At 45.5% G+C, this 24,972-nt stretch carries 25 protein-coding genes; 20 read left to right on the plus strand and 5 right to left on the minus strand.

What is annotated here, in order from left to right; translation table 11 throughout:
- From QMA01_RS10275 to QMA01_RS10355, 17 genes are all read left to right on the plus strand, one after another.
- Positions 1-1,182 carry an acetyl-CoA C-acetyltransferase gene (locus tag QMA01_RS10275; protein WP_290214921.1) on the plus strand — a complete coding sequence of 394 codons (1,182 nt, stop codon included), beginning with the start codon at positions 1-3 and terminating at the stop codon, positions 1,180-1,182.
- The gene (locus QMA01_RS10280; protein WP_290214922.1) at positions 1,175-2,077 is read left to right on the plus strand and encodes an NAD(P)H-dependent flavin oxidoreductase; all 903 of its coding nucleotides are present in this window, start codon (positions 1,175-1,177) and stop codon (positions 2,075-2,077) included. The genes QMA01_RS10275 and QMA01_RS10280 overlap by 8 nt, the downstream gene beginning before the upstream one ends.
- Positions 2,061-2,879, plus strand: coding sequence for an enoyl-CoA hydratase-related protein (locus QMA01_RS10285; protein WP_203338931.1), 819 nt, complete (start codon positions 2,061-2,063; stop codon positions 2,877-2,879). The genes QMA01_RS10280 and QMA01_RS10285 overlap by 17 nt, the downstream gene beginning before the upstream one ends.
- Before the next feature lie 165 nt (positions 2,880-3,044).
- Positions 3,045-4,448 carry an MBL fold metallo-hydrolase gene (locus QMA01_RS10290; protein ID WP_290214923.1) on the plus strand — a complete coding sequence of 468 codons (1,404 nt, stop codon included), beginning with the start codon at positions 3,045-3,047 and terminating at the stop codon, positions 4,446-4,448.
- A 91-nt stretch (positions 4,449-4,539) separates the two neighbouring features.
- Positions 4,540-4,914 carry a rhodanese-like domain-containing protein gene (locus tag QMA01_RS10295; RefSeq protein WP_290214924.1) on the plus strand — a complete coding sequence of 125 codons (375 nt, stop codon included), beginning with the start codon at positions 4,540-4,542 and terminating at the stop codon, positions 4,912-4,914.
- Between the two features lie 166 nt (positions 4,915-5,080).
- On the plus strand, positions 5,081-6,325 hold the full coding sequence (locus QMA01_RS10300) for a dicarboxylate/amino acid:cation symporter (RefSeq protein ID WP_290214925.1): 1,245 nt from the start codon (positions 5,081-5,083) through the stop codon (positions 6,323-6,325).
- A gap of 187 nt (positions 6,326-6,512) precedes the next feature.
- Positions 6,513-7,496, plus strand: coding sequence for a LacI family DNA-binding transcriptional regulator (locus tag QMA01_RS10305; RefSeq protein ID WP_191715001.1), 984 nt, complete (start codon positions 6,513-6,515; stop codon positions 7,494-7,496).
- Positions 7,493-8,374 (plus strand): ribokinase, encoded by an 882-nt coding sequence (rbsK, locus tag QMA01_RS10310; RefSeq protein ID WP_191715002.1) that lies wholly within the window; start codon positions 7,493-7,495, stop codon positions 8,372-8,374. The genes QMA01_RS10305 and rbsK overlap by 4 nt, the downstream gene beginning before the upstream one ends.
- A complete protein-coding gene (gene rbsD / locus QMA01_RS10315; protein ID WP_191715003.1) occupies positions 8,371-8,757 on the plus strand; it encodes a D-ribose pyranase in 387 nt (128 codons plus the stop codon). Before rbsK ends, rbsD begins: the two co-directional genes overlap by 4 nt.
- Before the next feature lie 18 nt (positions 8,758-8,775).
- Complete coding sequence (locus QMA01_RS10320; RefSeq protein WP_191715004.1) at positions 8,776-10,278, plus strand: sugar ABC transporter ATP-binding protein; 1,503 nt, start codon at positions 8,776-8,778, stop codon at positions 10,276-10,278.
- 7 nt (positions 10,279-10,285) lie between these two features.
- Complete coding sequence (locus QMA01_RS10325; protein WP_191715098.1) at positions 10,286-11,203, plus strand: ABC transporter permease subunit; 918 nt, start codon at positions 10,286-10,288, stop codon at positions 11,201-11,203.
- A 13-nt stretch (positions 11,204-11,216) separates the two neighbouring features.
- Complete coding sequence (rbsB, locus tag QMA01_RS10330) at positions 11,217-12,140, plus strand: ribose ABC transporter substrate-binding protein RbsB (protein WP_290214926.1); 924 nt, start codon at positions 11,217-11,219, stop codon at positions 12,138-12,140.
- 197 nt (positions 12,141-12,337) lie between these two features.
- A complete protein-coding gene (locus QMA01_RS10335) occupies positions 12,338-12,607 on the plus strand; it encodes a hypothetical protein (protein ID WP_191715006.1) in 270 nt (89 codons plus the stop codon).
- A 272-nt stretch (positions 12,608-12,879) separates the two neighbouring features.
- Positions 12,880-14,382: a D-alanyl-D-alanine carboxypeptidase/D-alanyl-D-alanine endopeptidase gene (gene dacB, locus QMA01_RS10340; protein ID WP_301610813.1), complete on the plus strand. Its 1,503-nt coding sequence runs from the start codon at positions 12,880-12,882 to the stop codon at positions 14,380-14,382.
- A 142-nt stretch (positions 14,383-14,524) separates the two neighbouring features.
- Positions 14,525-15,247: a gamma-glutamyl-gamma-aminobutyrate hydrolase family protein gene (locus tag QMA01_RS10345; protein ID WP_191715007.1), complete on the plus strand. Its 723-nt coding sequence runs from the start codon at positions 14,525-14,527 to the stop codon at positions 15,245-15,247.
- A complete protein-coding gene (locus QMA01_RS10350) occupies positions 15,248-16,201 on the plus strand; it encodes a dipeptidase (RefSeq protein ID WP_290214927.1) in 954 nt (317 codons plus the stop codon).
- A gap of 15 nt (positions 16,202-16,216) precedes the next feature.
- Positions 16,217-16,999, plus strand: coding sequence for a class I SAM-dependent methyltransferase (locus QMA01_RS10355; RefSeq protein ID WP_290214928.1), 783 nt, complete (start codon positions 16,217-16,219; stop codon positions 16,997-16,999).
- A gap of 48 nt (positions 17,000-17,047) precedes the next feature.
- On the opposite strand, the gene QMA01_RS10360 is transcribed toward QMA01_RS10355, so the two are convergent.
- From QMA01_RS10360 to QMA01_RS10370, 3 genes are all read right to left on the minus strand, one after another.
- Positions 17,048-17,953 carry a YihY/virulence factor BrkB family protein gene (locus QMA01_RS10360; protein ID WP_191715010.1) on the minus strand — a complete coding sequence of 302 codons (906 nt, stop codon included), beginning with the start codon at positions 17,951-17,953 and terminating at the stop codon, positions 17,048-17,050.
- 147 nt (positions 17,954-18,100) lie between these two features.
- Positions 18,101-19,408: a hemolysin family protein gene (locus tag QMA01_RS10365; protein ID WP_225218432.1), complete on the minus strand. Its 1,308-nt coding sequence runs from the start codon at positions 19,406-19,408 to the stop codon at positions 18,101-18,103.
- 89 nt (positions 19,409-19,497) lie between these two features.
- Positions 19,498-20,127, minus strand: coding sequence for a YfbR-like 5'-deoxynucleotidase (locus QMA01_RS10370; RefSeq protein WP_191715011.1), 630 nt, complete (start codon positions 20,125-20,127; stop codon positions 19,498-19,500).
- 243 nt (positions 20,128-20,370) lie between these two features.
- On the opposite strand from QMA01_RS10370, the gene QMA01_RS10375 reads away from it, so the two are divergent.
- The 3 genes from QMA01_RS10375 (at position 20,371) to QMA01_RS10385 (ending at position 22,938) form a co-directional block, all read left to right on the plus strand.
- Positions 20,371-20,847: a metal-dependent hydrolase gene (locus QMA01_RS10375; protein ID WP_191715012.1), complete on the plus strand. Its 477-nt coding sequence runs from the start codon at positions 20,371-20,373 to the stop codon at positions 20,845-20,847.
- Between the two features lie 45 nt (positions 20,848-20,892).
- The gene (locus tag QMA01_RS10380; RefSeq protein WP_191715013.1) at positions 20,893-21,135 is read left to right on the plus strand and encodes a hypothetical protein; all 243 of its coding nucleotides are present in this window, start codon (positions 20,893-20,895) and stop codon (positions 21,133-21,135) included.
- Positions 21,136-21,291: 156 nt separating this feature from the next.
- Positions 21,292-22,938: an SLC13 family permease gene (locus tag QMA01_RS10385; protein ID WP_290214929.1), complete on the plus strand. Its 1,647-nt coding sequence runs from the start codon at positions 21,292-21,294 to the stop codon at positions 22,936-22,938.
- Positions 22,939-22,971: 33 nt separating this feature from the next.
- On the opposite strand, the gene QMA01_RS10390 is transcribed toward QMA01_RS10385, so the two are convergent.
- On the minus strand, positions 22,972-24,171 hold the full coding sequence (locus QMA01_RS10390) for an MFS transporter (protein WP_191715015.1): 1,200 nt from the start codon (positions 24,169-24,171) through the stop codon (positions 22,972-22,974).
- Positions 24,172-24,394: 223 nt separating this feature from the next.
- Complete coding sequence (locus tag QMA01_RS10395) at positions 24,395-24,826, minus strand: hypothetical protein (RefSeq protein ID WP_191715016.1); 432 nt, start codon at positions 24,824-24,826, stop codon at positions 24,395-24,397.
- Between the last annotated feature and the right edge of the window lie 146 nt (positions 24,827-24,972).

Raw genomic sequence — 24,972 nt, forward strand, 5'->3', positions numbered from 1 at the left:
ATGAATAATGTCTACTTAATAGATGGAGCAAGAACGGCTTTTGGAGGATTTGGCGGATCATTCGCCAATACGGATGCTACCGAACTGGGAGCAGCGACGGCAGTTGAGGCTTTGAAGCGGTCGAACGTTAAAGCGGAGGACATCAACCATGTTTTTTATGGAAATGTCATCCATTCCAGTTTGAATGCCGCGTATATTGCTCGCCACATCGGATTGAAAGCGGGTGTACCGAAAGAGGTGCCAGCGTTGACCTTGAATCGTTTATGCGGCTCAGGCGCTCAAGCGGTCGTAACAGCAGCACAGCATATTTTGTTGGGAGAAGCTGATTTGGTATTGGCTGGAGGGGCCGAGAATATGTCGATGTCGCCATACTCCAGTTTTGACCAGCGTTTCAGCAAGTCAAAAATGGGCAATCTGCAATTCGATGACATGCTGACTGCGACATTGACGGATCAGTATACAGGAAGCGGCATGGGGATGACCGCAGAAAAACTGGCGGAGCAATACGATATTTCTCGCGAAGAGCAGGATGCATTTGCGGTGGAATCCAATCAAAAAGCTGCCCGGGCGACTGAATCCGGTGTATTTGCAGAACAGATCGTCGGTGTGGAAGTCAAGACGCGAAAAGGTGTTGTGGTGGTCGATAAAGACGAGCACATTAAACCGGATGCCAATCAGGAAGCGTTATCGAAACTTCGCCCATCGTTCAAAAAAGAGGGGACAGTCACAGCAGGCAATGCTTCAGGAATAAATGACGGAGCGGCCTCGCTCGTCGTGGCGAGCGAGGAAGCGGTAAATAGGCATGGCCTAAAGCCAATGGCACGAATTGTTTCCTGGGGAGTGGTCGGGGTGGATCCGACCATTATGGGCATCGGACCTGTACCTGCCATCAAGCAAGCCTTGGAGCGGGCGGAACTGACGCTTGACGATATCGACTTGTTTGAACTCAATGAGGCGTTTGCCGCGCAATATTTGGCGGTGGAAAAAGAACTCGGTCTGGACCGTGATAAGGTTAATGTTAACGGAGGCGCGATTGCGTTAGGACATCCGGTAGGTGCGAGCGGTGCACGGGTCTTATTGTCGCTTGCCTATGAGCTGAAGCGCCGCGGCGGGAAATATGGAGTAGCCAGCCTATGTATCGGCGGCGGCCAAGGGATTGCGGTGGTGATTGAACATGCTTAAGCTGCCGGTTATCGTGGCGCCGATGTTTTTGGTGTCAACACCCAAAATGGTTATTGAAGCATCGAACGCAGGAGTGATCGGTTCTTTTCCGCTGCTCAATGCACGTCCTGTGGAGACTTGTGCTGAATGGCTGAAAGAAGTGAAAGAATCACTCGGAGAAAAGCCATGGGCAGTCAATTTCATTTGCCACCGTGGCTCGAATAAACGATATGAAGAGGATTTTGAATTGATTCGCCAATATGAACCGCCGATTGTCATCACGTCTCTTGGATCTCCTGCCGATGTTATCGAGATCGTCCATGCTTATGGAGGACTGGTTTATTCGGATGTCGCCAATATTCGGCATGCGAAAAAAGCGGCTTCCAGTGGAGTGGATGGCCTGATTCTTGTATGCGCAGGAGCGGGAGGGCATGGAGGCACAATCAACCCATTCGCTTTTATTGCGGCAGTGAAAAAATTCTATAATGGAACGATTATTTTATCAGGCTCTTTGTCTACAGGAACGGATGTCGCTGCAGCTAAATTAATGGGGGCCGATTATGCCTATATGGGTACGCGTTTCCTGGCAGCCGAAGAAAGCAGTGCGCCGGAAGACTACAAACAGATGGTCATCGATTCATCAGTGGAAGATGTCCTCTATACCGATTCCTTCAGTGGAGTGCCGGTCAATGTGTTGATTCCGAGTTTAATCAAACAAGGGATCGATCCGAAAATCTTGAAACCGAAAGATGAAATCGATTTGTCGCATCTGGTGAATGCCAAAGCTTGGCGGGATATCTGGTCAGCTGGCCACGGCGTAACGACCATCACCAAACGGGAGACGACAAAGGAAATTGTGGATCAATTGCTTGCTGAATACCAGGAAGGGGTGGCTGGGCTTGTACGAAACGATTAAAACAGATCTTCAGGACGGAATCCTTACTTTAACTTTGAACCGTCCGGACAAAATGAATGCCTATACCGAGCAGATGAACGAGGAGCTGCTGCAATTCTATAAGGAAGTAAACAATGATGATAACGTGCGCGTCATCGTGGTGACGGGAAGCGGCCGGGCTTTTTGCGCCGGTATGGACTTATCCGAAGGGGGATCCACTTTCTCTTCCGAACAATCTTCCGAAGACTACAGGGACCTTGGCGGCCAGGTGAGCCTGGAGGTATACAAAGTCAACAAGCCGATTATCGCTGCCATCAATGGTCCGGCTGTCGGCATCGGGATGACCATGACGTTGCCGATGGATATCCGGATCGTCAAAAAAGACACTAAGATCGGCTTTGTGTTCGGCCGCCGCGGCATCGGTCCAGAAGCAGGATCCGGTTGGTTTCTGCCGCGTGTTGTAGGAATCGGCAAAGCACTCGAATGGACCCTCACCGGACGTTACATCCCGACTGCTGAAGCGGTTGAAGCGGGATTGATGCAATACGAATCGGAAGATCCATTGGCGAAGGCTTATGAAATTGCTCGTGATATCGTTGAAAATACAGCTGCAACTTCCAATAGCTTTACCCGCCAGCTGTTGTGGAAAATGCTGGGGCAGGAGCATCCGCTTGAGTCCCATCTGATCGAATCGAAATTCCTGCACTGGGCAGGGCAAAATGCGGATGCCGATGAAGGGATTCAAGCATTCGTCGATAAGCGAAAAGCGGAATTCCCAATGAAGGCCAGTGAACTGCCAAGTTTTTTCGAAGAGCAGCAATAGAGAACTGATGATGCAAAGGTTGGATTCTGATGCCACAAAAGTGGCGATTGGATCCAACCTTTTTATAGTTAACCAAATGAAATCTCTTTGATAAGCAGAATATTTTACAATATATACCCCGGGTGGTATATTGACATCAATAAATGACTGAAAGGAATTGATGATATGCTATTGAGATATTTCTATGATGAAAATTTAGCGCATGCTTCATATGTAGTCGGCTGCCAAGCAACAGGGGAAGCGGTAGTGATAGATCCAATGCGCAATATGACTGCTTATGAAGAGCTTGCTGCGAAAGAAAACTTGAATATTGTTGGTGCTTTGGAAACGCATATCCATGCTGACTTTGTTTCAGGGGCGCGTGAATTGGCGAACCGCTTTGGAGCTGTCCTCTACTTATCTGATGAAGGTGACGCAGATTGGAAATATGAGAATCTCGAATATATCAATCATCAATTGTTGAAAGATGGGGACCAGTTCAAGATAGGGAATTTGGTGTTTGAAGTGATGCACACACCTGGACATACACCAGAAAGTATTTCCTTTTTATTGACGGACCGTGGCGGCTCGGCAGATAAAGCGATGGGGATTTTCACCGGTGACTTTGTATTTGTTGGTGATGTAGGAAGACCGGACCTGTTGGAAAAAGCGGCAGGTATGCAAGGGACTTCTGAAGCAGGCGCAAAAGAGCTGTTCAAGTCACTTGAGCGCTTTAAAAAGTTGCCCGATTATCTTCAAGTATGGCCAGCTCATGGAGCGGGAAGTGCTTGCGGAAAAGCGCTTGGTGCTGTGCCTTCAACTACAGTCGGCTATGAAAAGTTGTTTAACTGGGCCTTGCAATATGATGATGCCTTGGCATTTCAAAAAGAATTATTGGATGGCCAGCCCGAACCGCCTTCCTATTTTGCTGTTATGAAAGCAGTGAATAAAACCGGCTTAGAATTGGTGAAGGAACTTTCTGAACCTGCAGAAATAGATTCGATAGAGGAACTGGAAAGTTTGATTGCAGAAGGGCATCAGGTTTTGGATTTGCGCCCGGCTTCTTCATTCAGCAAAGGTTATATTCCCGGATCCATCAATATTCCATTCAATAAATCATTCGCCAATTGGGCCGGCTGGATCGTAGACTATAAAAAGCCGCTCTATCTTTTGTTGGATCCGGAATCAATGGGTCCGGTGCTTGAAGTTCTGCATTCAATCGGTATTGACGATATAGCAGGCTATACAGATGTTTCAAAAGCGCTGAATGAGGCTGCAAAGCTGGATTCATATGAGAATGTAACACCGGAGCAGGCGAGGAAACTGATTGAAGCAAAGGAAGGCTATGTGCTTGATGTACGCAGCCAAACTGAGTATGATGAAGGACATATTAACGGGGCTGACCATATTATGGTCGGTACGTTAAAAAACCGGCTGGACGAAGTCGATCCGAATAAAACCGTTATCGTCCAATGCCAAGCAGGTGCACGTTCAGCCATTGCAGCAAGCCTTCTTAAAGCGAGTGGCTTTGAGAACCTGGTGAACCTTACAGGCGGTTATGAGAAGTGGAAAGAAGAACTATCAGTTTAATGGATGTAAAGATTTAGAAGAGATTCAATTGCGTTTAAGTGCAATTTCTAATTGGAAATAAGGATCTCTTTATATAAGAAGGAGTAATAAAATGGTTGCAAGTTTAATGTTGGTTGGTGTCCCAGTTTTCCTGACAGCCTATGGGATTTATAAAAGAACTGTCCCTGTTCACGGAGTGGCGCATGAGGCTCTGAATCAAGTTGATAGTGAAGTTTATACCTTGCTTGATGTTCGTGCCTACAATGTCTCTTATAAAGAGCCGCTTCCAGGAGCCTTTAATTTGCCGATTTCGTATTTTACAAGAGGATTCAAGGAAATACCGAACAAACCAATCCACTTGTTTGCAGAAAATCAATTGGAAAAAAATTTGGCAATCCGCCTGCTCCGTCAAAAAGGTTTTCATGTGGAAAGCTACAGTTTAATGGGAGAAAATCACGAAGATAAAATGCATACAGCGTGCTGTTGACTAAAAGCCTGTATAAGTGGTTATCCATTTATACAGGCTTTCTCTATCCTGGAATAGTAAAACTGTTTAGAAAATACTGTAGATTTGGCGAATTACTTAAAAGTTGTCATGAATATACACTTTCCTATAAAATGTTTTTATGTCTAGAAACGAAAGAGGGAAATGAATGAAAAAACCTGGATTAACGGCAAAAGTACTGAGCGGACTTGTCTTAGGTGCACTTGTTGGTTTACTGATCAACTTATTCGCACCTGACTCCTTTGAAGCGTTGAATACATATTTATTTGTGCCGCTTGGCCAAATATTCTTAAGTTTGATTAAAATGTTGGTCGTTCCACTTGTGTTATTTTCTATCATTCTTGGAACCGCTGGACTTGGCGATCCTGCTAAGTTAGGAAGAATTGGTATTAAGACTGTTGGTTATTTTTTAATTACTACAACAATTGCTATCGTTATTGGCTTAGCGCTTGCAGCTGTGGTCCAGCCTGGATTGGCTGGGGATTTTGATTTATCCAGTGCTTCTTTTGAAACAGAAGAAGCCCCATCTGTTGGAGAGACGTTATTGGCAATGATTCCTGATAACCCGATTGCGGCTCTGGGAGAAGGCAATATGCTGCAAATTATTGTATTTGCTGTCTTTATCGGTTTGGCGTTGACGGCTCTTGGTGAAAAAACGAAAGGTCTTGTCCATTTATTCGAACAGGGCAATGACGTCATGATGTATTTGGTAGGCATCGTTATGAAATTTGCTCCGTATGGTACATTTGGCTTGATTGCCACGGCTGTAGGGTCTCAAGGATTCTCAGCAATGAAAGCCATGGGGTCTTATATGCTTGTCATTCTAGCAGCACTCTTGATCCATGCGATTTTCACTTACGGTGGAACAATCAAGTTTTTGGCGAAGAAGAGCCCAATTTGGTTCTTTAAGAGTTTTGCACCTGCAATGAGCGTCGGCTTCAGTACCTCAAGCAGTACGGCGACTTTGCCGATTTCAATGGAAGTGGCACAGGAAAAACTAGGTGTGCCGAAATCAGTCAGTTCTTTTGTACAGCCTCTAGGTGCCACGATCAACATGGACGGTACAGCAATTATGCAAGGGGTTGCAACAATGTTCATCGCCCAAGCATATGGCATTGATTTATCAGCGATGGATATGGTAACGGTTGTGCTGACAGCTGTGTTGGCAAGTATCGGTACAGCGGGTGTTCCAGGAGTAGGCTTGATTATGCTGGCCATGGTATTGAGCAGTGTCGGTTTGCCTCCTGAAGGCATCGGCCTGGTTATCGGAATCGATCGTCTGTTGGACATGACACGGACGGCGGTTAATATTTCAGGTGATGCTGCATGTGCGGTTTATGTAGCAGAAACTGAGAAAAACAGAGATTTGCGTATGGAAAATATGAATGCTTAAAAAAACGGGTTCCCTTTAACTTAAGGGAACTTTTTTTATAGAAATGAAAGAAAAAATCGTATTTACGGCTTATTTTAATTTCAAAAGACTATCGTAACTGGTAAATGTTCACATTGACAGATAAGAGGGTGCATTATATATTATGTGTAACCGGTTACACATTGCAGGAGAAACGGAGTCGTTTTAAATGACCACTATTAAGGATGTAGCAAAAAAAGCAGGGGTCTCTGTGGCGACGGTTTCCAGGTTCTTAAATGACAGCGGGTACGTCAGTGCAGATGCGGCAAAAGCGGTAACGGCTGCAGTAGACGAACTTAAATATGAATTAAATCCCGTTGCACGTTCTCTCAATACGAAAAAATCGAATTTGATCGGATTGATTTTGCCGGATATCACAAATCCATTTTTTCCGGAACTTGCACGTGCAGTTGAAGATGTTGCATTGACATATGGTTACACCGTCGTATTATGCAACTCAGATGAAAATCCTGAAAAAGAAAAGAACTATATTGAAACATTAAAGAAAAAATATATTGCAGGATTTATCGTGACTTCCAATCAGTTGGATGCACCGCATTATGCCAATGCCAATGTGCCGATTGTAGCACTTGACCGTGCAATCAACGATAAGATACCTGTCGTTTCCTCGAATAACAAGGAAGGTGCAGTCATTGGCACCAATGCGCTTCTCGAAAGAGGATGCCGGAATGTCCTTTTCTTAAGAGGTCCTGAAGAATTGAACCCGGCCAATGACCGCTACGATGGCTTCATGGAAGCGATTCGGCAATCAGACGCGGATTACCAGGTAGTGACCTGCCCATTCCATTTTGCAGATTCACAAAAAGTGGTGGAACAGGCATTGCAGGATAATCCATCCATCGACGGCATCTTTGCCAGTAGTGATGTGTCAGCTGCGGGGGCTTTAAAGGCCGCAGGTACGATCGGAAGGCAAGTGCCTGATGATCTGCAGATTGTTGGCTTTGACGGCGTGGCGATGGGTGAGATGCTGTCTCCGGGATTGACCACTGTCGCACAGGATGTTTATAAGATGGGCGCAGTTGCAACCCGGGTCCTGATCAAACAAATTGAGAATAAGAAAATTGAACAGAGTTTTTATGAAGTTCCCGTGAAATTAGTGATTCGTGGAACAACAAGGAGTGTAGCGGAATGATTACAGTAGTCGGAAGCATCAATATGGATTTGGTCGTCCAAACCGATCGTTTTCCAAAGCAGGGCGAAACAGCTTTGGGAAATCTATACAAAACAGTCCCTGGAGGCAAAGGAGCCAATCAAGCAGTGGCAGCGGCAAGGCTGGGAAGCGATGTCCACATGATCGGAGCAGTTGGGCAAGATGCATTTGGAACTGAGCTGCTGACCGGATTGGAGACCGAGGGGATTCAAGTCCAAGGGGTCAAACGGATCAATGGGGCAAGCGGAATTGCCAACATCCTGCTATCGGAAGGAGATAACCGCATTATTGTCGTGCCAGGTGCGAATTATAGCGTGACAACTGGAGAAATTGAGGGATTCACGAAGCAATTGGCAGCCAGCGATTTGGTGATGATGCAATTGGAAATGCCGATTCCAGTCATTCAACGGACCTTGGAAATCTGCCATGAGAACGGTGTTCCGACTATTTTGAACCCGGCGCCGGCAAGCGGATTTACCGCTGACTTTTTGCCCTATTGTACGTACTTAACGCCAAATGAAACCGAAGCGGAAGAGATTTTTGGCGGCAATTGGGAGCAGGCCTTGGAGGAGTATCCAAACCGTCTTGTAGTGACGCTTGGACAAAAAGGCGCCCAATTTTTCGACGGAGAAAAGCATGTTATTGTCGAAGGATTTCCTACCGAAGCGGTAGATACAACCGGAGCAGGCGATACATTCAACGGAGCATTGGCTGCTGCAATAGCGGAAGGCCAAGATTTCGAACAAGCTGTTCGCTTTGCCAATGCCGCCGCTTCCTTATCTGTAGAAAAATTCGGTGCGCAAGGCGGTATGCCTGAACGGGATGCAGTCCTTGGACGGATGGGCGGTGCCCGCTCATGAAAAAACATGGCATCATCAACCGTGACATAGCGTCAGCTTTGGCTGCTTTCGGCCATACGGACCTGTTGGTCATAGGCGACTGCGGTTTACCGATTCCGAAGGGCGTTCCGTGCGTTGATTTGTCCTATAGAATAGGCGACCCTGCGTTTTTGACCATCCTGGATGCAGTCCTGGATGACTTTGAAGCAGAAGCAGCGTTTATTGCCCAGGAAATAACCAAAGGCAACCCTGAAGTGGAAAATGAAATTCTAAAGAAAATGAAGGCAGACTATATAACACATGAAGAGCTGAAAGATCTCAGCAAACAGGCGAAATTGATTATCCGCACTGGAGAAGCGACACCTTACGCTAATATTGTCCTTCGCTCCGGCGTCATCTTTTAAAGAAGGCAGGTGAACACCATGATTAACATGACTGATATTTCGAAGTCATTCAGCGGCAATAAAGTTTTGAAAAATGTGCACTTCACATTGGAAAAAGGTGAAATCCATGCACTTATGGGTGAAAACGGTGCTGGGAAATCGACTTTAATGAAAATTATGTCTGGCATTTATACGCGGGATTCTGGAACCGTTGAAGTAAAAGGAGAACAGGTCAACTTTACTTCCCCCAAGCAAGCGGAAGAAGCAGGGATTGCAGTTATCCACCAGGAACTGAACATCCTGCCTCATCTGTCAATCGCTGATAACTTATTTCTTGGGCGCGAAGAGACGATTGGCCGCACCGGAATTTTGAAAACCAAGCAGATGGAAAAAAAGACACGCCAAATTCTTGGGGATCTTGGCTTGGATATCAATCCTTCGGACCCTGCCAGTACGTTATCAGTGGGCAAGCAGCAAATCGTTGAAATTGCCAAAGCATTGTCAGTGGATGCGGAAGTGATCATCATGGACGAACCGACTGCGGCATTGACGGATCGGGAAATTGACAGCTTGTTCAAGACCATACGTGAACTACAGAAGCGCGGTGTATCTTTCATCTATATTTCTCACCGGATGGAGGAGATTTTCTCACTGTGTGACCGGATCACCATTTTGCGGGACGGGGAATTTGTGGGGGAACGGAAAATCAGTGAAACTTCTTTTGATGAAATTGTGCAAATGATGGTAGGACGTGAATTGGGGGAGCGTTTCCCTGAACGGAATTCGGAGATTGGTGAAGTAAAACTTTCTGTCAAAGGTTTGAAGCGAAAAGATTGCTTTGAAGATATTTCGTTTGAACTCCGGAGAGGCGAAGTGTTGTCGATTGCCGGACTCATGGGTGCAGGGCGTACAGAAGTGGCGCAATCGCTGTTTGGCTATAAAAAGTTGGATGGAGGCACCATTGAATTTGACGGCAAGCAAGTTAAAATCGATACACCGAGAAAAGCCAAGGAAATGGGCATCGGGTATGTAACGGAAGACCGGAAATCAGAAGGGCTCGTTGTGGACTTTTCAGTAGAGGAAAATGTCAGCATGACCAATTTTGCGGCTATTTCCAAAAACGGCCTGATTTCCAAAGACAAAGAGCGCAAGCTTTACGACACGATGGTTAAACGCCTCGGAATCCGGACATCAGGTCCAGATCAGGCAGCTAAGTCTTTGAGCGGCGGCAATCAGCAAAAAGTAGTCATCGCAAAATGGCTTGGTATTGAACCGAAACTGTTGATTTTGGATGAGCCGACGCGCGGTGTTGACGTTGGAGCGAAAAAAGAAATTTATTCGATCATCAATGAACTGGCTGAACGCGGTGTTGCCATTCTGATGATTTCTTCGGAATTGCCGGAAGTGATCGGTATGGCTGATCGGGTTCTAGTGATGCACGAAGGCAAAATTACAGCAGATTTACCGAAACAGGAAATGACACAGGAACGAATTATGCATTTTGCAACAGGAGGTGGAAAACTTGCAGTTGAAGACCAATAACCAATCTATGCTTCAGAAGATAGCTCCCTTTATCGGGTTGATCCTTATTATCGTAATTATTACGGCTTTAAACCCCGGGTTTTTATCCGTCTCCAATTTAATGAACGTGCTTCGGCAGGTTTCCATTAACGCTTTGATTGCCTTTGGTATGACTTTTGTTATTCTGACAGGAGGCATCGATTTATCGGTCGGGGCGACTCTGGCCTTAACAGGAGCGGTCACAGCAGGAATGATGGCCAGTGGAATAGATCCGATTTTCGCCATGCTGCTGGGCTTATTGCTCGGTGCAGTATTAGGTGCCATTAACGGATTCATTATTGCCAAAGGGAAAGTGGCGCCATTTATCGCAACCTTGGCGACAATGACCATTTATCGTGGCTTGACGCTTGTGTATACCGACGGACGTCCGATTTCCGGATTAGGCGACAGCCTGACGTTCCAAATGCTCGGCAAAGGATATTTCCTTGGAATTCCGGTACCGGTAGTGACGATGATCATCAGTTTTGGAGTTTTGTATTTCATTTTGAAGAAGACGACATTTGGCCGTCGTGTCTATGCAGTTGGCGGGAACGAAGAGGCATCGATCCTGTCTGGGATCAATGCGGACCGCATCAAAATTTATGTTTATTCCTTGCTTGGCCTGTTGGCAGCATTGGCTTCCTTGATCTTGACATCGCGCCTGAATTCGGCTCAGCCGACCGCCGGTGAAATGTTCGAACTGGATGCTATCGCAGCAGTTGTGCTTGGCGGCACAAGTTTGACCGGTGGCCGTGGATGGATTGTCGGCACATTGATCGGTGCGCTGATCATCGGTGTATTGAACAACGGTTTGAACTTGATTGGGGTTCCGTCCTTCTTCCAGCAAGTAGTGAAGGGTGCAGTCATATTATTAGCGGTTCTTCTGGACCGTAAAAAAACAGCATAAGGGGTGCAGGAAAATGAAAAAAATGCAATTAGGGTTCATCTTGTTGGCAATGATGATTTTGGCGGCTTGTTCGATGGAAGCTCCAGGATCAAGTTCTGAAGAGGAAAGCGGCGATGGCGGCGAAGCAAGCGGCGATTACACAATCGGTTTTTCTGTTTCGACATTGAACAATCCGTTCTTTGTTACGTTGAATGAAGGCGCTGAAGAAAAAGCTGCAGAGCTTGGCGCAACTTTGACAGTAGTGGATGCACAGGACAATGCTTCAAAGCAAGCAAGTGATATTGAAGATTTGATTCAACAGGAAGTGGATCTGATTATGATCAACCCAGTCGATTCTGAAGCGGTTGCAGCGGCAGTCGAATCAGCGAACTCGGCAAACATTCCGGTCATCACAGTTGACCGCAGTGCTGCAGGCGGAGAAGTGGTTTCCCATATCGCATCTGACAATACAGCAGGCGGCGAAATGGCAGCAGAACATCTAACTTCAATCGTAGGTGAAGGCGCTGCAGTTGCAGAGCTTGAAGGCGTACCAGGATCTTCAGCTGCACGTGAACGTGGAGAAGGATTTAACAAGATTGCTGCTGACAGCTTGGATGTTGTGGCTAAACAAACAGCAAACTTCAACCGTTCTGAAGGCTTGTCCGTTATGGAAAATATCCTTCAGGCAAACCCAGACATTAAGGGAGTCTTTGCTCACAATGACGAAATGGCATTAGGTGCTCTTGAAGCGATTGAAGCTTCTGGAAAAGACATTGCTGTTGTCGGATTTGACGCTACAGATGATGCAGTGAAAGCGGTGGAAGATGGCCGTCTGGATGGAACAATTGCTCAGAAACCTGAAATGATTGGTGAAATGGCTGTTGAAGCAGCTGTTCAGTCACTCGAAGGCGAAGAAGTGGAAGCATCGATTCCAGTAGAATTGGAATTGATCAAGTAAAAAAGCAACAGAATAGATTGATATAACGCAGGCTATAGATGTACTCGAATCATTCGAGTCGTCTATGGCTTTTTTCATTTGAAGAATACCTTCGTTTCAACCTGTGGCTTTTCCCAATAGCAGAGATTACCTCAGGTGCATAGTGGTTTTCTATTTCTGTTATACTGGTGTCAAAAGCAGGGACAGGGGGCCAGGTCATGAAGGATATTTGGGTAGTCAAGTACGGTGACCACACCATTCGAGTCGTCAATACATGGACCAACGAAAAATTATTTGTGGATGGAGTTTTACAGGATGAACAGGTGGGTCTGCATTTTACTTCCCGCTTGTTCGGGAAAGTGAAAAACGAACAAGGGGAATTTGAAGAAATCAAAGTATCGATCGGCACTTGTTTCTGTAGGATGGAATGCCGGATTTTTGTGGGAGATCAATTGGTTTATACAACGGAAACGCAATGGGGAGGATGAAGCGGGAACAGGAATGTTCGTTTTGTGGAAATTCTATAACTAATATGATTCAGCGGAAGCTTTTACAGTTCTGCTGAATTTTTTATGGAACGCTATGGGTGCATCGAGCTAGTAGCGGATGTAAATAAAACAATGCTTGAATTCAGGATGGATAATATCCCTATATTGACAAAAAAATCCTATGAAAAAAGATCTGTTTGTGAAGTTGTCTGATAACTTAAGCGGTTGTTATGGTACATTCTTTAACAGATTAATGGATAGGGGATGGAATCATGACAGGCAAGAAATTTTTGGCAGGGGCAATATTTTTAATGGTGACAGGGGCATTGGCGATTTCCCCCCTACAGTTTGCGGAGCGAGAAATAACAGCAGGGGCAGATGATGAATATGCATCTTTGGCGAATGAAATCAATCAGATCCTGCAGGATGAACGGTTGGATGGTGCTTTGGCAGGAGTCAGCATCAGGGAGGCGGAGACAGGTGAAAAAATCTATGATCATTTTGGAGACACGCGTTTGGTTCCAGCTTCGAATACCAAGCTCATCACTGCCGCAGCAGCTTTTGAAACTTTAGGGGAAGACTATCGCTTTACTACGGAAATACATACAGATGGAGCAGTAAAAGGGAAAATGCTTAAAGGCAATCTCTACTTAAAAGGGAAAGGAGATCCTACACTTCTACAGGAAGACTTCGAGGAGTTCGCACAGGAATTGAAAAGCCAAGGGATTCAAAAAATCAAAGGCGATTTGATCGGCGATGATACGTGGTATGACGATGTCCGGTTGTCAGAAGACATCACCTGGCAGGACGAAATTTATTATTACGGTGCACAGGTTTCTGCATTGACTGCCTCGCCCAATGAAGATTATGATGCGGGCTCTCTTATTGTTGAAGTGAATCCGGGTGATTCAGCCGGTATAGAGCCGAAAGTATCGCTGTCACCGAAAACTGATTATGTAACAATCGTCAATCGGGCGAAGACAGTAGCGGCAGACCAACCCAAAACAGTAGCCATCAGCCGCGAACATGGAACCAACCAAATTGTAGTGGAAGGGAATATCCCGGTGGAGGGATCACGGACGCGGGAATGGATTGCTGTTGATGAACCTTCGGGTTATGCCCTCGATTTGTTTGAAAATGCGTTGCTGGCTGAAGGCATCGAGTGGGCTGGAAAACATACACTGGAAATGGGGGAAACGCCGGACGACAGCACCCTGTTGGTGGAGCACGAGTCGATGACGCTGGCTGAGCTTTCGATTCCTTTCATGAAGCTCAGCAACAATGGCCACGGTGAAGTGCTGGCCAAGGAAATGGGCCGCGCGGTAAAAGGAGAAGGCAGCTGGGAAGCCGGACTGGAAGTAATGGAAGATGTAGCAGGAACACTGGGCGTCAATACCGACACTATCCTGCTTCGTGATGGTTCGGGCATGTCCCATGTGAATTTGATGCCAGTAAATGAAATATCTCAATTGCTGTTTGGAGTCCAGAGCAGACCATGGTATGGCAGTTACCTGAATTCGCTTCCGGTTGCGGCGGATGCAGAGCGGTTCGTTGGCGGCACATTGCGGAATCGGATGAAAGAAACAGCCGCTCAACAAAATGTCAAAGCAAAAACGGGAACGTTGACAGCCGTCTCCGCTTTGTCTGGATACGCCACCACCAAAGACGGCAAGCCGTTGATTTTCTCGATCATCATCAACAACGATTTAGCTTCGGTTACCCCGATTGAAGACGCTATTGCGACAGCAATCGCTGAATCAGGAAAAGAACAGTAAGAACAAAACGGAAAGCTTTCGGGCTTTCCGTTTTTCTGATGAACTCTTCCAATTAATAAAGTTGGGAGATGAACTAGTATTCCACCAGTAAATTCTGTATGTTTATTATATTCAGTTTTTAAAAATGGGAGGGTATACATAGATGAAACCGATTATTGGCCTTACGGCATCTCTGGAATTGGGACGCGATGCATACGATATTGAACTGGCGGACTCAGAAGCGATTTTAGCCGCAGGCGGCTTGCCGATCATGCTCCCACACTTGATGGAAGAGGCGGATATCGATGAAATTGCTGAACATATCGACGGGCTTTTCCTGGCGGGAGGTTATGACATTGATCCGACTTTATTCGGCGAGGAGCCGCATCCGAACCTTGGCGTAATTATTCCTTCACGCGATGTATTTGAGCTGGCTCTAACGAAAAAAGTTCTGGAATTGAAAAAGCCGATTCTTGGTGTGTGCCGGGGAGCACAAATTTTGAATATTGCGGTCGGAGGCGATATGTATCAGGACATCACCACACAAGCAAAAGCAGATTTGCTGCAGCATCAGCAAAAAGCACCGCGGTTCCACGGTTCTCATTTTGTTGAGGTAACAGAAGGATCGCTGCTGCACCGCTTAACTGGACTCAAGCGCCTGAAAGTTAATAGCCGCCATCATCAAGCTAACCGCCAGGTGCCTCAGCCGATGATCGTCAGCGGTGTATCAAGTGACGGCATTGTGGAAGCGATTGAAAGTACAAAACATCATTTTGCGTTGGGTGTGCAATGGCATCCGGAAAACATGGCAAGAGCTGCCGATTCGGCGTCGCTGGGTATCTTCCAAGGCTTTATCGAAGCCTGCCGAGAAGAAGGAGATGAGTAGATGAAGATTTTCGATACACATTGCGATGCGCTGCTGAAACTGCAGATTGCAAAACGGAATACGTTATTCGACGGGGAAATGTTGGACTACCGGAAGTCGAATGACCTCGAGACCAATTTTGAACGGCTGCAGGCAGGCGGTGTAAAAGTACAGTTTTTCGCCATCTTTATCCATCCGGAATTTCCTTCTGATGAAAAATGGCAGCACGCTCTCGAGCAAGTGGATATATTCTACAGCGAAATCCTCGGGAAAAATCCATTGATGAAGCATATCAAAGAATGGAAGGACATTGACCAATTAAAGCCAGATGAAATTGGCGCTGTTTTGACCTTAGAGGGAGCCGATGCGTTCGGCAATGATTTAACAAAGCTGCGCCACCTCTATCGTCTGGGTGTGCTTTCGATCGGACTGACTTGGAATAATGCCAATCTTTGTGCGGATGGTGTCGGAGATCCGAGAGGTGCGGGATTGACGGTCTTGGGGAAAGAAGTGGTCTGCCTCAATAACGAACATCATGTGTTTACGGATGTGTCCCATTTATCCATCAAGGGATTTTGGGATGTCATGGACCTTGCAAAATACCCGATTGCCAGCCATTCCAATGCCCGGTCTCTTTGTGATCATCCACGGAATCTGAATGATGAACAAATTCGGGCGATGTTCACCAACAATGGCATGATCGATGTCGTATTTGCTCCGCAGTTTATCAATAAAGACAGTGAACAGGCAACGATATCGGATTTGGTCCGCCACATCGATTATCTCTGTTCGCTTGGAGGAATTCAGCAAGTCGGCATCGGATCGGATTTTGATGGAATTTCTTCACACATTACAGGGCTTGGAAATGCATCGGAATTCCCTAATTTGATCAACGAATTGCAAAAGCAGTATACGGAAACAGAAGTGGAAGGGTTTGCGTACCGCAACTTTCTAAACCACCGCCCAGGAATGTGAATAAGGAGGACCGGCATGAAAAAGACACCGAAACAAAAAGTAGAAGAAGTGTTCGGGAAGAACGCTGATAAATACGTCACCAGCAACAGCCACGCAAAAGGGGATGATTTGCCGTTGCTTGTTGACTGGCTGAAACCTGAAAAAACGTGGAAAGTGCTGGATATTGCAACAGGCGGGGGACATGTGACAAAAACATTGGCGCCACATGTGGCCACAGTATTTTCTACGGATCTGACGAGAGCGATGTTGGAAAATACAGCAAAACATCTGCGGCACAACTTCGACAACATCGAGTACGTGGTGGCGGATGCCGAAGCCTTGCCATTTCTCACAGAAACCTTTGATGCAGCAGTATGCCGGATTGCACCGCATCATTTTCCGCAACCAGACCGCTTTATCTCCGAAGTAGCGAAGGTTTTGAAGAAAGGCGGCAAGTTTATTCTGATCGACAATGTCGCACCAGCCGATCCCGAATTGGCGGAGTTTATGAATACGACGGAACGATTAAGAGACCACAGCCATTTTCGGTGCTTATCAAAAGCGGAATGGGCCACGCTGCTGAAGGAAAATGGAATGAAAGAACTGAAGTCGGCCGATCGGCGGAAGACGTTTGACTATCCTTCATGGGTAGCACGTACTGCTGAAAGCGAGGGGCAGATGGAAGAGGTTTCCCGGCACCTGACCGGGGCAACTCAGAAAGCCATCGACTATTTTGCGATCAATGGCCAAGATGGCAAGATCCAGGACTTCACAATCGACGAATGGATGGCTCTTTTCGAAAAAGTGGATCAAAAATGAACTGATAAAAAAGCCCCTTCACCTTTTTCGGTGAAGGGGCTTTGTGGTTTAGTATTTGTTCATGGAAGACTCTGTGTCTTTCGCTTCTTTTTGATTTGCTTCGCTTTGCGCAACAGGGTCAGAAGAATCTGCTCCTTTCGCATTTTTGCGTCTGTGCAGAATAGCATTGATTTCAGCACCGATAACAAGAATCAATCCTGTCAGGAAGAACCAAAGCATCAGGACAATCAGTCCTCCAAGACTTCCGTAGGTCGCTGAATAGCTGCCGAAGTTAGCAACATAGATGGAGAATCCGAATGACACAACTTGCCACAGGACTGTTGCGATGACAGCGCCGATGATAACTTCCTTGAATGGGAAATGTTTGTCAGGAGCGAACTTGTACATAAGAGCCAATACAATACTCATGACTGCGATGGAGACAACCCAACGCAATACTTGGAAAATAATTTCGGTTTGCTCTGGCAAGTTCAAAAATGATTTGATCATATCGATAATCGTACCACCGAAAATCGGCAAAATAAGGGCAACGATGACCGCAACCAGCATGCCAAGCGTCAAGACGATAGCTGTTGCTTTCAGCTTGATGAATGAACGGCTTTCTTCGACTCCATAGGCTTGGTTGGTGGCATCGATAAAAGCAGTCAATGCGTTTGATGCAGACCAAAGCGTACCCAAAATACCGAATGTCAACAAACCGCCTGAAGGGGTGGTGACAACACTGACGATGGTATCCTGGAATGTTGTAGCCACTTCTCCTGGAAGAATGGTACCGATGAAATCCACGGCTTTCTGTGGATCAATCTGAAGATAAGGCAAAATAGCCAGCAGCAAAATCAATAAAGGAACAATAGCGAGTAGATAGTAATAAGCCTGTGCTGCAGCCAGGGTCGTTGCTTTATCTTTTTTGAATTCACTGCCAAGTTCTTTGACGAACCCCATAGCTTTACTCATAGAACAACCTCCATTTTAGAATTAGTTATTCTTTATATGCCCTATTGCACAGCTGGTTAACCCTAAAAACGAAAACAGACGCATTTATAAAATGAAGCTAGATTATTTGGAACACAAAAAAAGGATGTCCGCAGGCGGACATCCTTTTTAAGATGACTTTTGCAACAGGTCACAGGCAACTTTCAGAATGTGGTGATTTTCCATTTCCACAATCGACCACTGGCAACCTTCTTTTATGAACTGGTCGCCGGTTTCGGCTTCAATCAATTGATGCTGAATCCAACCAGCGATTGTGTCGATGTCTTCACTGTCTTCGAATGTAAAGCCGAAACGTTCTTCGAGATCTTTTAAAAGGACACGTCCATTCAGAAGATAGCGGGTTTCGCTTTCCTTAATAATTTCCTCATCTTCCTCTTCATCAAATTCATCACGGATTTCTCCGACGATTTCCTCTAATATGTCTTCCATTGTAATCAGACCTGAAGTTCCACCATACTCATCAATGACCAAAGCGATATGCGTACGCTCTTTTTGCATTTTCACTAAGGCATTTTGAAGTGGTGTGGTTTCATGAAAATAAGGAAGGTCATGTATCAGTTCTGACATTTCAAATTGGCCGTTGACGGCATAATGCGTCAACACTTCTTTGGCGTTGATAAAACCGACAAGATCGTCTTTGTCCCCGTCTCTGGCGATAGGATAACGTGTAAAACGATGCTCACGGATTTCCACCAGAAGCTCCTCGTTCGTCAAATCATCAGAAAAAGCGATCATTTGAGTACGGGGAATCATTACGTCTTTTGCACTGCGCTCATCAAAAGCAAAGATGTTCTGCATGTAGGAAAGTTCAGTTTGATTAATTTCCCCACTTTGGAAACTTTGCGCCATGATGATCTTCAGTTCTTCTTCTGAATGGGCTTGTTCTTCTTTGGCAGGTTCTACACCGAAAACCCGTAAAAGAATACGAGCCGAACCATTCAGGATGAAAATGAACGGGTACATGATTTTGCCGAACCAATAAAGGAATGGCGACAGCGTCAAAGTCATCCGTTCAGCAAATTGAAGTGCCAATGATTTGGGGGCCATTTCTCCGATGACCACATGAAGAAAAGTCACCAGTGAAAAAGCCAGCACAAAGGAAATGATGGTAGAAGCAGATGCAGGAACACCGAGCGTTTCGAATAAAGGATGCAAAAGCCGTTCAATAGTCGGTTCACCTAACCAGCCAAGTCCGAGGGCGGTAACGGTAATGCCAAGCTGACATGCGGACAGGTAGTAATCAAGGTCACTGGTGATTTTCTTAACCAATACAGCTTTTTTGTTTCCTTCATCAATCAATTGGTCGATGCGCGACATCCGGACTTTAACGACGGCAAACTCTGATCCGACGAAAACAGCCGTTAACGCGATTAATAAGACGAGCAAAACTAAATTCAATAAAAGTATGGGGTCCAATAAATTCCCTTAAATAAGGGATTCACCTCCGAAAGTATTTGTTGAAGTTAAATTTACCATATTTTGAGCTTGAAATATATACTGAAGCTTTAATGTTCAGCAATGATCTGGCGCGTAATCTCTTTTACATCGATAGCTGTGTCTTCGTTGATCACATCGCCAAGCATGACATCTCTGAAATAAGCAATGCTTGCCGGCAAAGGCAGATCCAGTATTTTAGTCAAAGCAATCCGGTACATCACCACAAATTCTTTGTCGGTATTGCCGCGTTTCAACTCCGCGAATGCTTCATAGAATTGGTCCAGTTTATCCGCCAGTTCCAGCAGCCGCCCTTCTACAGTCGCGTCTTTCCCTTCTTTCATGCGTTCGAAAAAGACATCTTGAAATTCTTCCGGAATCTCACGCAGGATGAACTTTTCCATCATGCCTTCCTCCACTTTTGCAATCATTTCTTTCAGCTCAGGTGAAGCATATTTGACCGGTGTTTTAATGTCGCCGATAAACACTTCAGCAAAATCATGGTTGATGGTCTTTTCATATAATGCCTTCCAATCAACTTCACGTCCGGCGCGTTCTTCGATCGTGGCAAAAAACATGGCGTATTGGCTCACTTTCCACGAATGGGCTGCAACATTATGTTCTTCAAATTTAAATCTGCCAGGTGCACGGATAATCCGCTCTAAATCATTCAATGATGTAAAAAAACGATGAATTCCCATAATGACGCCTCCTTTTAATTAGGTTGAAATTAAGAATGAATGCTCAAACCTGTACACGGAAAGAGATTCTTAAGCAATCGCTCCACGAGTATTTGGTTTTCAGGAGCTGATTTGAGGAATAACTACAGCAGAATAATACCTATTTAAGTGAGTAGCTTAACTTAAATAATTAATTCCCTTGTCTTCAGCATACACAACTTTTTAGTATAATAAAAATAGCACTATTAAAGGAGAGAAGAAAGCATGACAGGCAAGACACACATCCTAGGCGGCATAACAGCAAGCCTTGCCTTTGCACAAATTACGAATTATGAACCGGTGCTATTGCTCGGGGCAGGCGTCATCGGGTCGGTGATCCCGGATATCTGCCATGGCAGCAGCAAAATTGGCCGTGCGTTGCCTGTTCTTTCCAAGTTGATCAATGGTCTATTCGGACATCGGACATTCACCCACAGCCTGCTGTTTTTGGTATTATTCGCGGTTCTGCTGAATAACTTCATGCCAGTGGAAGCCATTTCAGCAGGCCTGCTTGTCGGTATGGCCAGCCATATTGTCTTGGATATGGCGACAAAAAGAGGAGTAAAACTGTTCTTTCCCTTCAAGTGGAATGTCCGTTTTCCTGTGACTGCTACGACTGGCGGCACTTCCGAATACCTGGTTTTCGCTCTTTTATCACTTTTGTCTGTCTACTTTGGCTATGGAGTTTTTATCCCTCTATAAAACGTTTTACTTTATGTTAGAAGGGAAGTAGAGGGGTAACTACTTATGGGAGGAATGATGGTATGGCTAAAAATGATTTCTCAAGAGACGCGAATCCGCAAACGAAACAGAATCGGCGGCAGCGTGAAGAGTTTGAAAGCATTGATCAAGAATCACGGGAAGATGGAAAAAGTATGGAGAAAAGTGGAGCTCACAGCAATACTGGAGTTGGAGATGAACGAAATCCAATTGGCGAATCAGAAAATCAATAATACACCGCTAAAAACGATTGAGAAATTCGAAAGATAAAGGGCAGGGATGCATTGTTCCCAGCCCTTTTTTGTGTCCATTTTTCAAAGTGGTTCGATTTTGTCATTTATCCGCTTGTTTGCGAACATATAAACCTATACAATTATGACAGTAATTGTTGAATAATTCTTTTTTTTAAGAAAGTGGAGGGATAGTATGATTTCTGCTACATGGAACTGGATGTGGGAAAAACATGACCAGGCAAAAGACACGTTCCGTTTATTTACTAACCCAGGAGCGGGCATACCGGAAGGCCGTGATCGGGCTGAGGATGCCGGATCTTATGACGAACGCAAAAAAAAGCGTAGTTACAACACACCGCAGTTAATTGGCTTATTTTTGGGGCCGCTTCTTTTTGTCTTAACTTTAATCTTTGTTAATCCCGAAGGTTTACCGCCTGAAGCAAAAGCCATTTTGGCAAGTACAATTTGGATTGCCACTTGGTGGATTACGGAAGCGATTCCGATTCCGGCCACTTCGCTTCTGCCGATTATTCTGTTTCCAATGACCGGTGGTCTGGATGTCAGCTCCACGACATCTGCCTATGGAAATGATACAATCTTCCTCTTTATGGGCGGCTTCATGATTGCCCTGACGATGGAAAAATGGAACTTGCATAAGCGCATTGCCCTTACCATCATTTCAATCATCGGAACCAATACTGAACGAATTGTACTGGGCTTCATGGTGGCTACCGGATTCCTATCCATGTGGATTTCCAATACGGCCACTGCCATGATGATGGTGCCGATTGGTTTGGCCATCATCTATCAAGTATCGGATGCCTTAAAAGACGACCCTTCCATCGATACTTCAAAAGAGAACTTTGGTTTTGGTAAGGCATTGATGCTCGGAATTGCCTACTCTGCCTCACTCGGCGGAATTGCGACATTGATCGGAACACCGCCGAACACGTTATTGGCAGGGGCGGTCAATGAAATTTATGGCATTGAAATTACATTTGCACAATGGATGCTATTTGGTGTTCCGTTAGCATGGATTTTTATTTTGGTTGCTTGGGTATATCTAGTGAAATTTGCTTACCCGCAAAAATTAAAGCACCTGCCTGGCGGAAGCGAAGTGATACGCCAGCAGAAAACCGATTTGGGCGCTGCTTCATACGAAGAAAAAGCAGTATTTGTCGTCTTTATAGCGGTAGCACTTGCTTGGATCAGCCGCTCGTTCATCCTAGATGCTTTTGCGCCTGACTTGGAAGTGACGGACGCGATGGTCGGATTGATTGCGGCCATGATCTTGTTCATTGTTCCTTCCAAGAATAGAAAAGGGGATCATTTATTGGATTGGGCAACGGCTGTTAAACTGCCTTGGGGCATTTTGCTGCTGTTCGGTGGAGGGCTGGCCATCGCTGCTGGCTTTACGAACTCGGGTCTGTCTGAATGGATCGGAAGCCAATTGATCGGCTTGCAGGGCGTCAATGTCCTGATCATCGTTCTGGTAGTCGCTGCACTTGTCTTGTTCTTGACTGAAATTACGTCCAATACGGCAACGGCTTCTATGATGTTCCCGATTATGGCGTCACTGGCTGTAGCGCTCAGCATCCATCCTTATGCTTTGATGGTCACTGCAGCTGTTGCTGCGTCCTGTGCATTCATGTTGCCGGTTGCGACACCGCCAAATGCGGTCGTCTTCGGCTCTGGGTATTTGCGGATTGCCGATATGGCAAAAGCAGGCTTGGCCTTAAATATATTCGGTATTTTCTTTGTCGGACTTGCGGTTTTCTACTTCCTGCCGCTCGTTTGGGGACTTGATCTGCTATCAATTCCAGCGGAATTCCTTGAGTAAAGAAACATTCCAAAAAGACAGCAAAAAGCAGGCTCACCTCGCGGTGGAGCCTGCTTTTTTTCTGAATAGGGTAATGAACGTTATGTATAGGAGCGGTAAAATTGCAGTGAAGAGAACCAATCCACTCCATCCGGCAGCTGTCCACAACGGGCTCAGCAAGGAGCTTCCGGCTGCCACCCCAATGTAATAAGAAACCAAATACAAACTGGAGGCACTTCCTTTATGGTGGGCAGCCTGCTGGCCGACAGAGGCGGCTGTCAGGGAATGGGAAGTGAAGAATCCCAAGCAGGTTACACAGAGGCCGACAACAATCATCCAGAGATAAGGGCTGAGTGTCATGAAAATGCCGGCGGATAAGATAAAGACCCCAGCCAGCCGGACATTGCGCAGGCCGAATTTCTCGGCAGCCCGGCCGGCTAGCGGAGAGCCAATGACACCAATTCCATAGGCAAAGAATAAATAAGAGATGGCCTGCAGCGACATCGAATAGGGAGGGGCTTCCAGATGGAAAGGAAGATATGTCCAAATGCCCGTAAAGGATACCTGCAATATGGCACCAAGCCCAAAAACGACGAGAAGTGCGGGATTCTTTAAATGGAATAGGAACCCTTCAATATCTTTTGCAAAACTTAAGTGACTGGACTTGAAATTCTGTGATGGCGGCAGCAAGTACACCACTGCTGCAAATAAAAGAAGACCTGTGACAGCAAAGGCGTAGAATGAGAGTTGCCAAGAAAAGTGGTCAGTCAGGTAGCCTGTCAGGACACGGCCGAGCATGCCACCCAGCGCGTTGCTGGAAATATACAAAGCGGTTGCATACGCGATATTCTTGCGATCGATTTCCTCACTGATGTAGGCAAGAGCGGCGGCTGGTACACCGGCCAGCGCGAATCCTTGAATAAAGCGAAGAATCAACAGCACCGCAAAGGAATCTGTCAGCGGAATAATGAAAAAAGGGATAGCTGATCCCAATAGAGAATAGATGATGTAAGATTTCCGGCCATTGCGGTCAGAAAAAAATCCGAGAACAATCAATCCCAGGATCAATCCGATGATGGTCAATGATAAAGCTAAACTGGCTGTCGAAACAGACACTTGAAATTCGTCCACAAAAACAGGGAGCAAAGGCTGAACAGCATACATGTTCGCAAAAATAAACAAAGATGCAAACAAAAGGCTGATGATGATTTTCCAAAACTGGCGGTCTTTTACGGTATATCGTTGAGTAGCCATGGGTCACTTCCAATCGATAATCACTTTCCTTGTACAGCAACTGTATTTTAAAAGGTTGCCACCCCAAGAAATTCATAATATTCTTCATATTAACATGTTAAGCAGAAAATCCATACAAAGGATAGAAGAATAAAGAGAAACTTCAACTAGTGGGAGTTCTTTATCATTTACTGACTAAAAGTGGAATAAAAAAACCCGCATGCACTCCGGCAGCGGGAAAAGATTATATTTTCTTGAAGAAAGATGCAATCTGTTTTTTTGTAGGCTCCTGCAAACGGTAACGCAGTTCCTTATTCTGTGTATTGACGATATGGTAAGCTGGATTTTCAGCAACTGTGAACTTCCAATGAGGTTTCGTGTTTTTCTTTTTAATTTGGAGTTCAGGAAGCATCATTTTTTTCGTGAAGCTTTCAAGCTTCGCCATTAAAAAGGTGTCCATGTACCGTACGAGCAAAAAGCCTTGTTGGCGTTCAGGATCGAACTTTGCCAAATTGAATTCACTGACGTCAAAACCTTTTTCATATCGCTGAACAGATGGGGATAATACAAAACAATCTTCATTCATAAAGATAGTTGAGTTTCCTTGTTGTTTCAGCCCTAATTCTTCAACCAGAAAATCCTTGTTGACCAGACTCATTTCGCGTGCAGTAGCCATGTAATTCCTCCTAATATAACTCGTTGTTCTTCTATTATAACACTATTTAGCCATTTAAGGGGCTGTAACGTATTTTCCTTGGATTTTGAGTCTTAATGGATGCAAAGGCTTAGGGCTATCGATTTAAAGGAATAAAGATAACTGAA

This window comes from Planococcus notacanthi (genome assembly GCF_030407825.1).
GTDB classification, from domain to species: Bacteria; Bacillota; Bacilli; order Bacillales_A; family Planococcaceae; genus Planococcus; species Planococcus notacanthi.